Here is a 7,761-nt window from a genome sequence, read left to right on the forward strand (position 1 = left end):
CCCGTTTATAGGCTTGCCGGCACTTAATTTACCTGCGGATATGTTGGCATTAATAATAACTACCTTAATATGCGGTTGGTGTGCCGTGAGTTATGCTATTTGCGTGGGTGTATTCTCGCAAACGCAGGAACAGGCAAATGGGTTTGGCGCGGTATCCATTGTGATACTGGCAGCTATTGGGGGCCTAATGGTGCCCAGCTTTGCTATGCAGGGTACGTTTAAATCGGCTGCCGACCTATCGCCTATGCATTGGTGCCTGGAAGCCTACTATTCCCTGTTCTTGCAGGGTGGAAAATTAGTGGATGTTACGAACAACTTGATACCTTTGTTTGCTATCACTTTAGTAATACAGTTTATTACTTATTTAGGATTAAAAAGAAAGAATTTAATATAATGGAAACAGCCGAATTAAAAGAGCAACTAAAAAAACAGATCATACAATTTTTAAACCTAACTGACCTTACCCCGGCTGATATTAAGGATGACGAACCACTGTTTGGTGATGGTTTAGGATTGGATTCTATTGATTCGCTGGAACTGATTGTACTACTGAAAAAAGAATACGGCATCAGCATTAACGACCCTAAAGAAGGTCGAAAAGCACTAACTGATGTAAATACCATGGCCGCCTATATTGAAGCGAACAGGAAATAATTTCTCTACTTTTTTGCGAGCGTATATTTTCCCCAAAAATCAGTGGGGTTCATCATGGTTTGCAAGTCTATCATGTCTGATGGCCTTGTACCGCCAACGGCGCTTGTAAATGCCCCGCCGCCACCGGCACTATAATTGGTGGCATTCCTGTCAATATCAGTTACAGCCCCGTTGGCCAACCCACTGGAAAATGTGGCACCGCCAGGCATACTATTGTTATTACCGCCAATGCCATTTAGCTTAAGGTTATAGGCAAAAGGCACCCCATCCTGGAGTTGCAGGTATTTTAACGGGATGGCCAGCTCGTAGGTTAAATTGCCTTTGGTATTATAATTTATAACTGCTTTAACACCATACTCGTTATACACCGAAATTACCGTATCGGTTATTTCTTTTATGCCCCTTACTTTAATCTCTTTCGCGGCATCTATGGCGGCTTTATGCACCGCAGCAACCAATTCAGTATCTATCTGTTGTCTGCCCGCATCGCCGGCCTGACGCACGGCAGGGGCAATCTGGTTGCGCAGGCTACCCAGGTTTGAGGTTGGGAACGTAATTACCACAGCATCTTTATCGCTCTTTTTACCTGTAGCGTTGATGGTTAAATTAATGCCGCCCGCCACTATCTTATTAGCCGTATTTAAATTTACCGACCTGATAGCCAGGTATAAGTTTTTACCGTCGTTAGCCAGGGTGTAATAAACCTGCGTGGCCTTATTTAATGCCTGAAAATCGTTCCATTCATTTAATTTACCATCAACTTTAATATTATCAGGTGCCCAAATAGCGGCTTCCTGTACATTGGTTGTTTTTTGCTCTTGCGCGGATAAGTTTATAGCGGCAAGCAGTAAAATACTTACTGTAATTGTGATAGTTACTTTTAGGGGGGTCATAACAATGGGTTTAAGGTAAAAATACAAATCAGCACCATATTTAGGGTAAAATACTTATTATGAGTATTTAAAAAACAGTCTTTTTATTTGGTTGTTGTGGTTAATTTAAAAAGCATTTGTTAATTATCAGCTTAAATAATACTAAAACTACTCATATTTTGTTATAATGGGCAGTATTCTATTTACAAAGGTTTTACTTTTGACCAGTGTACAGTTATAACTTTATACCATGTATTTAAAACACACCACCTATAAATCCATCCTTTTAATTTTAGTTGTAGTTTTTGCTTTACCTTTTTTAGCTGTTGCCGGAGGCTTTAAATTCAAGTTGAAAAACACTTCAAAAGCAACTGTAACCGTTTTTTATAAGATCTCGAAAAAATCGGGCGATTTTAAATTAAAATCATTGGCCAGGTTGCTGGCCGGCGAAGAAACTACTAAATCCGTATCAGTAAATAAAGGTGATACCATTGCCTTTTATGGTCAAAATCCTGAGGACGAAACGTCGGCAATAGTTAAAAAAGACTATGAGAGCCTTTCTAAAAATCAGGTTATGCTTATCCCCATAGTTATCCCTGAAAAAGATAACGCCAATTTTGAAACACTGGAAAACCTGAGCTTGCAACTGGAGCATAATAAAGTGCTTAATTTTTTGCTGAAGATGGACTCGTCGGCAGCAAACAATTTCGCGTTGCTTGAAAATAATTTTCAAAACGTATACCCCCTGGGCACCTTTATTTTTGTAGATACCAAAACCAACCGTTTATTGCTGCCGCCGCTTGAACCGTCATTTTGGAACAACAAAGAAAACTACCTTACCATACAGGATAGCCTGAGCACTATGGTAAATACGCAAAACGGCGTTCGGGGCGGCGCGCAGGTAGCTTACTTTTTAGGGAAGCTATGCGCCCAGTTTAGTAATACTAACAGCGTGCAGCTTAACTTTAAAGGCAAAGTTTCATTGATACGATGGAAGCCCGGACCCACTGCCAATATATACCAGGTTTTTGATGATAACTCGGTAAAATCATTTCTGCAAAATTGCTATGCGCAAATTGATAACCCCGACCAACAATACCAGCGCTACCGTTTATACTTCCTGTCATCGTACGAGCGGATAGATAACCTGGATATTTATGGAAAAAAGCTGTATAGCTTTGGCAGCCAAACAGATCTGTCAATAAGCAGTAACCCAGGTTTTAAATTATTCAGCTCGAATCTGGGGCTGGTATATGCCAAAAACACCGATATGAGCAATTTTTATTCGGTACAAAACGCGGTGCTGCGTACCAAGGCTTATGATTTTACTGCGCTGTTGTTTAACGGATTTAAAAACAATGTGAAGGCCCGAATTGTGGCCGACGCATACGCCCACCAACGCCAGGTTAAGGACGCCATTTTAGGCGAGTATGAAAACTTGATAAATTATAACCCTAACGCGGCGCATTTATCATTAGCCCGGCTAACCAGGGCCGACTCGTCATACTCGTTAACGCCCATAATAACTACTATTGAAAACTTAACGCCTTATAACTATATGGTGCCCGATACAGCTAAAACTGATGTTGCCCTTACTTATAATGAAAACATTACCGGTTATAACAACAAGGTAAAGCTGTTTAACGCGCACCTGCAGCAAATAAATAGTCTAATTAAACAGCTCGACCAAATAAATAATGATATCACTAAATTAGCGCAGGCAAAAACCGATCAATATGGCAGCACCAACAAAGGCTCGCCGGGATTATTAACAGAGATTGAGGTAAGCAATACTATTGTGCGGAAAGAATAATATTTAACACTATATAACTTGTTATAAAAGCAGAAAAGCCGGCAACATTGTTACCGGCTTTTCTGCTTTTGGAAAATTATCAGAATTATATTTATTGTTTAACAATTTTAAACTCGGTACGCCTGTTTTGCTGGTGCTGTTGTATAGTACAACTTACACCGTTTGAGCAGCCGTTTACCAGTCTGGTTTCGCCATAACCTTTGGCGGTTATTCGGTTCCTGTCAATACCGCCTACGGTAACTATATATTTAACCGCCGCATCTGCCCTGCGTTGAGATAAGGCCATATTATAAGCATCACTAGCCCTACTATCTGTATGCGAGCCCAACTCTATCCAAATAGTAGGATTATCTTTAAGTATTTTGATCAGTTTATTTAATTCAACGGCGGCATCAGGCCTTATATCTGATTTATTCAGATCATAATATATATTTTCAAGCTTTATCTCTTTGTTTAAAACAATTGGATTCAGGAAAAGGTCTTTTCTTATTACTGTTGAGGCTGTTAAACCCTCGGTAGTAACTTCTTCAAAATCGCCCCTATAGCCTGTTTTTTCGCCGGTTAACTGATAAATATTGCCAGATTCCAGGTCAAATTTATATTTACCTGTTTCGTCGGTTTGAACTTTTAATGGCGTTGCCCCGTTGGTTTTACCGAAAGTAACTATAGTATTGGCTAATGCGGTTTGGTTGGTTTTATCAAGGGCGGTACCTTCAAGCCTTAAAGCATAAACCGGTTTAATTTTTTCTGAAAAGCTATATATGTCATCGCTTCCTGCACCGCCTATCCGCTCAGAAGATAAATAACCGGTTTTAGGGGCAGTAAGGCTATAGGCAAAATCATCCTGCGGCGAATTTACCGGGTAGCCCAGGTTTTGTACATCACTATAAATATTGCCGCTGTAAGTGGCTTTAAATATATCCAGCCCACCCATGCCTATGCCACCATCACTGGCAAAATAAAAATCATTGCCCGGGCCCACATAAGGCGTACGCTCATTCCCTTCTGTATTAATTGAAGTTATGTTTACAGGCAGGTCCCAGCCGCCTGCCGTGTTGCGGTTACAGTAATAAATATCAGTACCGCCTTTACCGCCTTCCATATCTGATACAAAGTACAGTTTTTTGCCATCAGGTGTTATAAACGGATCTCCTGCCGACCATAGTTCGGAATTATTGTAAGCAAACGCAACAGGTTTACTCCAGGTATCACTACCCTTTTCTTTTACGCTCGAATATATTTCAATATTAATAGTTTTGGTGCCTTTTTTATCTTCTTTTGCCTTACTATGTATACGTGTAAGGGTAAAATACATTTCATTGCCATCAGCCGTAAAAGTAGCGGCACCAATATGATACTCTGTACCCGTATTTATAGGGAATAGCTTTGCCGCATTACCATCAAACTGGTATAACCGTAAATAATCATTACCTGTCCATCCATATACTTTTGTACTTGGTGATATATCGCCGCCATCAAATTTTAAAAATGGTTTCTTTTTCTCGCCGCCTGCTTCCTTGCTGGTATTGGTCCTGTCTGACGAGAATACAATACTGTTACCATATTTAACCGAGCCCCAGTCAGATTGCGCCGTATTAAGGGCCTTCTCGTTTACTATATTTACCCAAACCGGGTTCTTCATCCATTTAATTGCTGAGTCGCATGACATAACCAGCTTTTTTACCTTGTCAGTATTCTGTTCCAGGTTGAGTGATAAGTACTTTACATACTGCTCTTTTGCTTCACTGTATTTTGAATTATTTTGCAGGGCCTCGGCATACTTTAATATATTTTCGGGCTGGCTTTCGGGCATGGCTACCACAATAGCATACCAGCTTTCGGCATTTTTGTAATCATGTGTAAGGCGATAGCAACTTGCCAATTGTTGGGCCGCGCGCAAGGTTGGTCGTTTTTTATAAGCCTGCGAATACAGGTCAATAGCCTTTGTATAATTAAACAGGTAATATTGCTCATCGGCTTCATTTATCACATATTGCGCTTTACTATTTTGGGTAAATAACAATACCAAACTAATGATAAGGGTGCCTGTGGTTAGTATTTTTTTCATTTGTCGTTATACCTTCTTGTTATCAAGAATATAAGATGAATTAATATATATCTTTTCTGATTAAAAATATCGTGGTGTTAACATTCTGCTTCTATTCCGCTTAAAGTAATATCCTATTGATATTTCGTGCGTACCGCCGCTGTAACCTTGCAACGGCCCGACTGAAAAATCATACGCGTAACCAATACGCAGGTTCGGCATGGCAAAAATTTCGGCCACGGCTACTACTGAGTTCTGGCTGTTAAGATTGTTTTGAAGATTGCCTTTATCATATAATTTGATAGCCGAACGGTAGGATCCGCCTAACCATAATTTTTGGCCAAGCAAAATAAAAGCGTTCAAATCCATACTGGTTGGGCCTGCCCTGTCATCCTTAATTAATATACTTGGCTTGATCAATACATCAGTTGTTATGGGTAAAAGCATACCTGTGGTAAAATAAAAGTGCGGCTTTGGCTGCAAAATGTAAGCATGGTCCTTTACATTAATGTACTGCGCAATAAGATTATCGGCAGATGCACCTACATAAAACCTGTTGCTCGAAAAATATATACCGGTCCTTCCATCGGGTACTATAGCGTTTTGCACACCTATTGGCTGGTTAGCTTCCACATCATTTGGGTCAAGCAAAACACCAGATATGCCTAACTGCATTACACCTATACTTACACCCAGGGCCAGGCGTGAGCTGCCGTCGTCATTCATTCTGATGCGATAAGCGTAGCTGGCATAGGCAGAAAGGTTGCTTTGCGCGCCTAACTTGTCATTTGCTAACTGGAAAGCTAAACCCACGTTACCGTTATTGGCCGAGGCATCTAACGCCAGCGCCATTGTACGCGGTGCACCTTGTATACCCGTCCACTGTGTACGGTAAAAGCTGTGTATGTTTAAGGTTTCTTTATACCCCGCGTATGCCGGGTTAATATATAATCCATTAAACATATATTGGCTTTGCTGGGCATCCTGCTGAGCATAAAGCAACCCTGTGCTTAGCATAAATGTTAACAATGTTAATATTCGTTTCATATTATTTATATCATTTACCACAGTGCTATTACCTGCGACAATATTTTTATTTATTTTTTAAACTGCCTTATCAGGGTTACATAACCTTTTTGTATCACCCACGAATCGCCGTTTGCTTTTTTAAGTCGTACTATGTAAAAATAAGTCCCTTCGTTTAGCCCCGTTCCTGACCAGTTATTTTGATAATTTTCGGCCCTGTAAACCTCATTACCCCACCTGTTTAAAACAATTAGTTCGTTTTGGGCATAATCAGCCAGGTCCTTAATAACAAACCCGTCGTTCACACCGTCGCCGTTAGGTGTAAATAAGCTTGGTATCTTTATTAGTGCAGGTGTAACTTTTATAGTAACGGTAGCAATATTGGTATAATAGCCATCGGCATCTTTAACACGGTAGGTAAATACATCAGTACCTGAATAACCTGCTGTTGAAGTATACGTTACCGTACCATTTGCATTAGACACCGCAGTGCCATGTGTCGGGTTTGATATGATCTCGATAGTATTTAATTGGAATGTTGAAGTTCCGGGGTTATCATTAGCCAATGGGGTTACCACTAATGGAGTACCCGCAGTTGCATCGTCAGTATCGTCAACAGCAACCGGCGACTTGGTAACCGTTGTAACTGCGCTGCCTGTACCTGTTACAGTGGTATTATTAGGGTCAGTGCCACTTGCTGTAGCAGTATTATTTACCGTACCGGCATCTTTATCAGCCTGGGTTAATGTATAGGTTGAGGTATACGTTAATTTACCTGCCGGAACTAAACCACCTGTCGGGGCTGTAATACTTACAGCGGCAAGCCCAAGCTTGGTATCCGTTAAAGTGATGTTGTCGAGATTAACATTACCTGTGTTGGTAATAGTAAATGTATAGGTGATCTTATTACCGGCGAATACCCCTGCTTTAGCTACGCCTATTGATGGTACACCTAAATTTATGATCGGTACAATCGTTGGATCATCAGGCGTAGTTGTACCCGGATCATCCGATTTTGGATTGGTAACAGTATTGTTTTTAGGGTCTTTAGCCGTTACGCTGGCCTGGTTGCTATAGAAACCTGCGGTTACGTCAGCAGCTATAACAGTATGTTGAGCTGTATAGGTTGCAGAAGCTCCGGGAGCAAGGCTGGCAGTTGAAGCCGGTGAGATCAAACCTGCATCAACACCCGCGTCGGTAACAACCACATTGGTTAAGGTTGATGTACCTGTATTAGTTACTATCAGCGTATAATTTATAATATCACCCACTTTATTAGCGCCATTGTTAGCCACTTTGGTTAATGACATTTTAGCCGTGTAAACATTAATAGTTACCGTAATAGGGTC

7 protein-coding genes are annotated in these 7,761 nt (G+C 40.7%); 3 read left to right on the forward strand and 4 right to left on the reverse strand.

Annotated features, from left to right (window positions below; all coding sequences use genetic code 11):
* Both ABI367_RS03475 and ABI367_RS03480 read left to right on the forward strand, forming a co-directional pair.
* Positions 1-394 (forward strand): ABC transporter permease (locus ABI367_RS03475; protein ID WP_462227716.1); only part of this gene is annotated, 394 nt, incomplete at its 5' end.
* Complete coding sequence (locus ABI367_RS03480) at positions 394-654, forward strand: phosphopantetheine-binding protein (protein WP_460694782.1); 261 nt, start codon at positions 394-396, stop codon at positions 652-654. The genes ABI367_RS03475 and ABI367_RS03480, both read left to right, overlap by 1 nt.
* Positions 655-659: 5 nt before the next feature.
* Here ABI367_RS03480 and ABI367_RS03485 read toward each other — a convergent pair whose 3' ends face one another.
* Positions 660-1,547: a hypothetical protein gene (locus ABI367_RS03485; protein ID WP_462227717.1), complete on the reverse strand. Its 888-nt coding sequence runs from the start codon at positions 1,545-1,547 to the stop codon at positions 660-662.
* Between the two features lie 229 nt (positions 1,548-1,776).
* Here ABI367_RS03485 and ABI367_RS03490 point away from each other — a divergent pair, with 229 nt between their 5' ends.
* Positions 1,777-3,339 carry a hypothetical protein gene (locus ABI367_RS03490; protein ID WP_462227718.1) on the forward strand — a complete coding sequence of 521 codons (1,563 nt, stop codon included), beginning with the start codon at positions 1,777-1,779 and terminating at the stop codon, positions 3,337-3,339.
* Positions 3,340-3,430: 91 nt separating this feature from the next.
* On the opposite strand, the gene ABI367_RS03495 is transcribed toward ABI367_RS03490, so the two are convergent.
* The 3 genes from ABI367_RS03495 to ABI367_RS03505 all read right to left on the reverse strand — a co-directional run.
* The gene (locus tag ABI367_RS03495) at positions 3,431-5,407 is read right to left on the reverse strand and encodes an OmpA family protein (protein ID WP_462227719.1); all 1,977 of its coding nucleotides are present in this window, start codon (positions 5,405-5,407) and stop codon (positions 3,431-3,433) included.
* 60 nt (positions 5,408-5,467) lie between these two features.
* Entirely contained in the window at positions 5,468-6,433 is a 966-nt protein-coding gene (locus tag ABI367_RS03500; RefSeq protein ID WP_462227720.1) for a PorP/SprF family type IX secretion system membrane protein, read from the reverse strand.
* A gap of 50 nt (positions 6,434-6,483) precedes the next feature.
* A partial coding sequence (locus tag ABI367_RS03505; RefSeq protein WP_462227721.1) for a DUF7507 domain-containing protein occupies positions 6,484-7,761 on the reverse strand: 1,278 nt, incomplete at its 5' end.

It is taken from the genome of Mucilaginibacter sp. (genome assembly GCF_039935595.1).
Classification (GTDB): Bacteria; Bacteroidota; Bacteroidia; order Sphingobacteriales; family Sphingobacteriaceae; genus Mucilaginibacter.

What these genes read in the sequence shown, in the direction of transcription:
- ABI367_RS03480 (WP_460694782.1), top strand. Translation starts at nt 394, where the DNA reads ATGGAAACAGCCGAATTAAAAGAGCAACTAAAAAAACAGATCATACAA.
- ABI367_RS03485 (WP_462227717.1), bottom strand. Translation starts at nt 1,547, where the DNA reads ATGACCCCCCTAAAAGTAACTATCACAATTACAGTAAGTATTTTACTG.
- ABI367_RS03490 (WP_462227718.1), top strand. Translation starts at nt 1,777, where the DNA reads ATGTATTTAAAACACACCACCTATAAATCCATCCTTTTAATTTTAGTT.
- ABI367_RS03495 (WP_462227719.1), bottom strand. Translation starts at nt 5,407, where the DNA reads ATGAAAAAAATACTAACCACAGGCACCCTTATCATTAGTTTGGTATTG.
- ABI367_RS03500 (WP_462227720.1), bottom strand. Translation starts at nt 6,433, where the DNA reads ATGAAACGAATATTAACATTGTTAACATTTATGCTAAGCACAGGGTTG.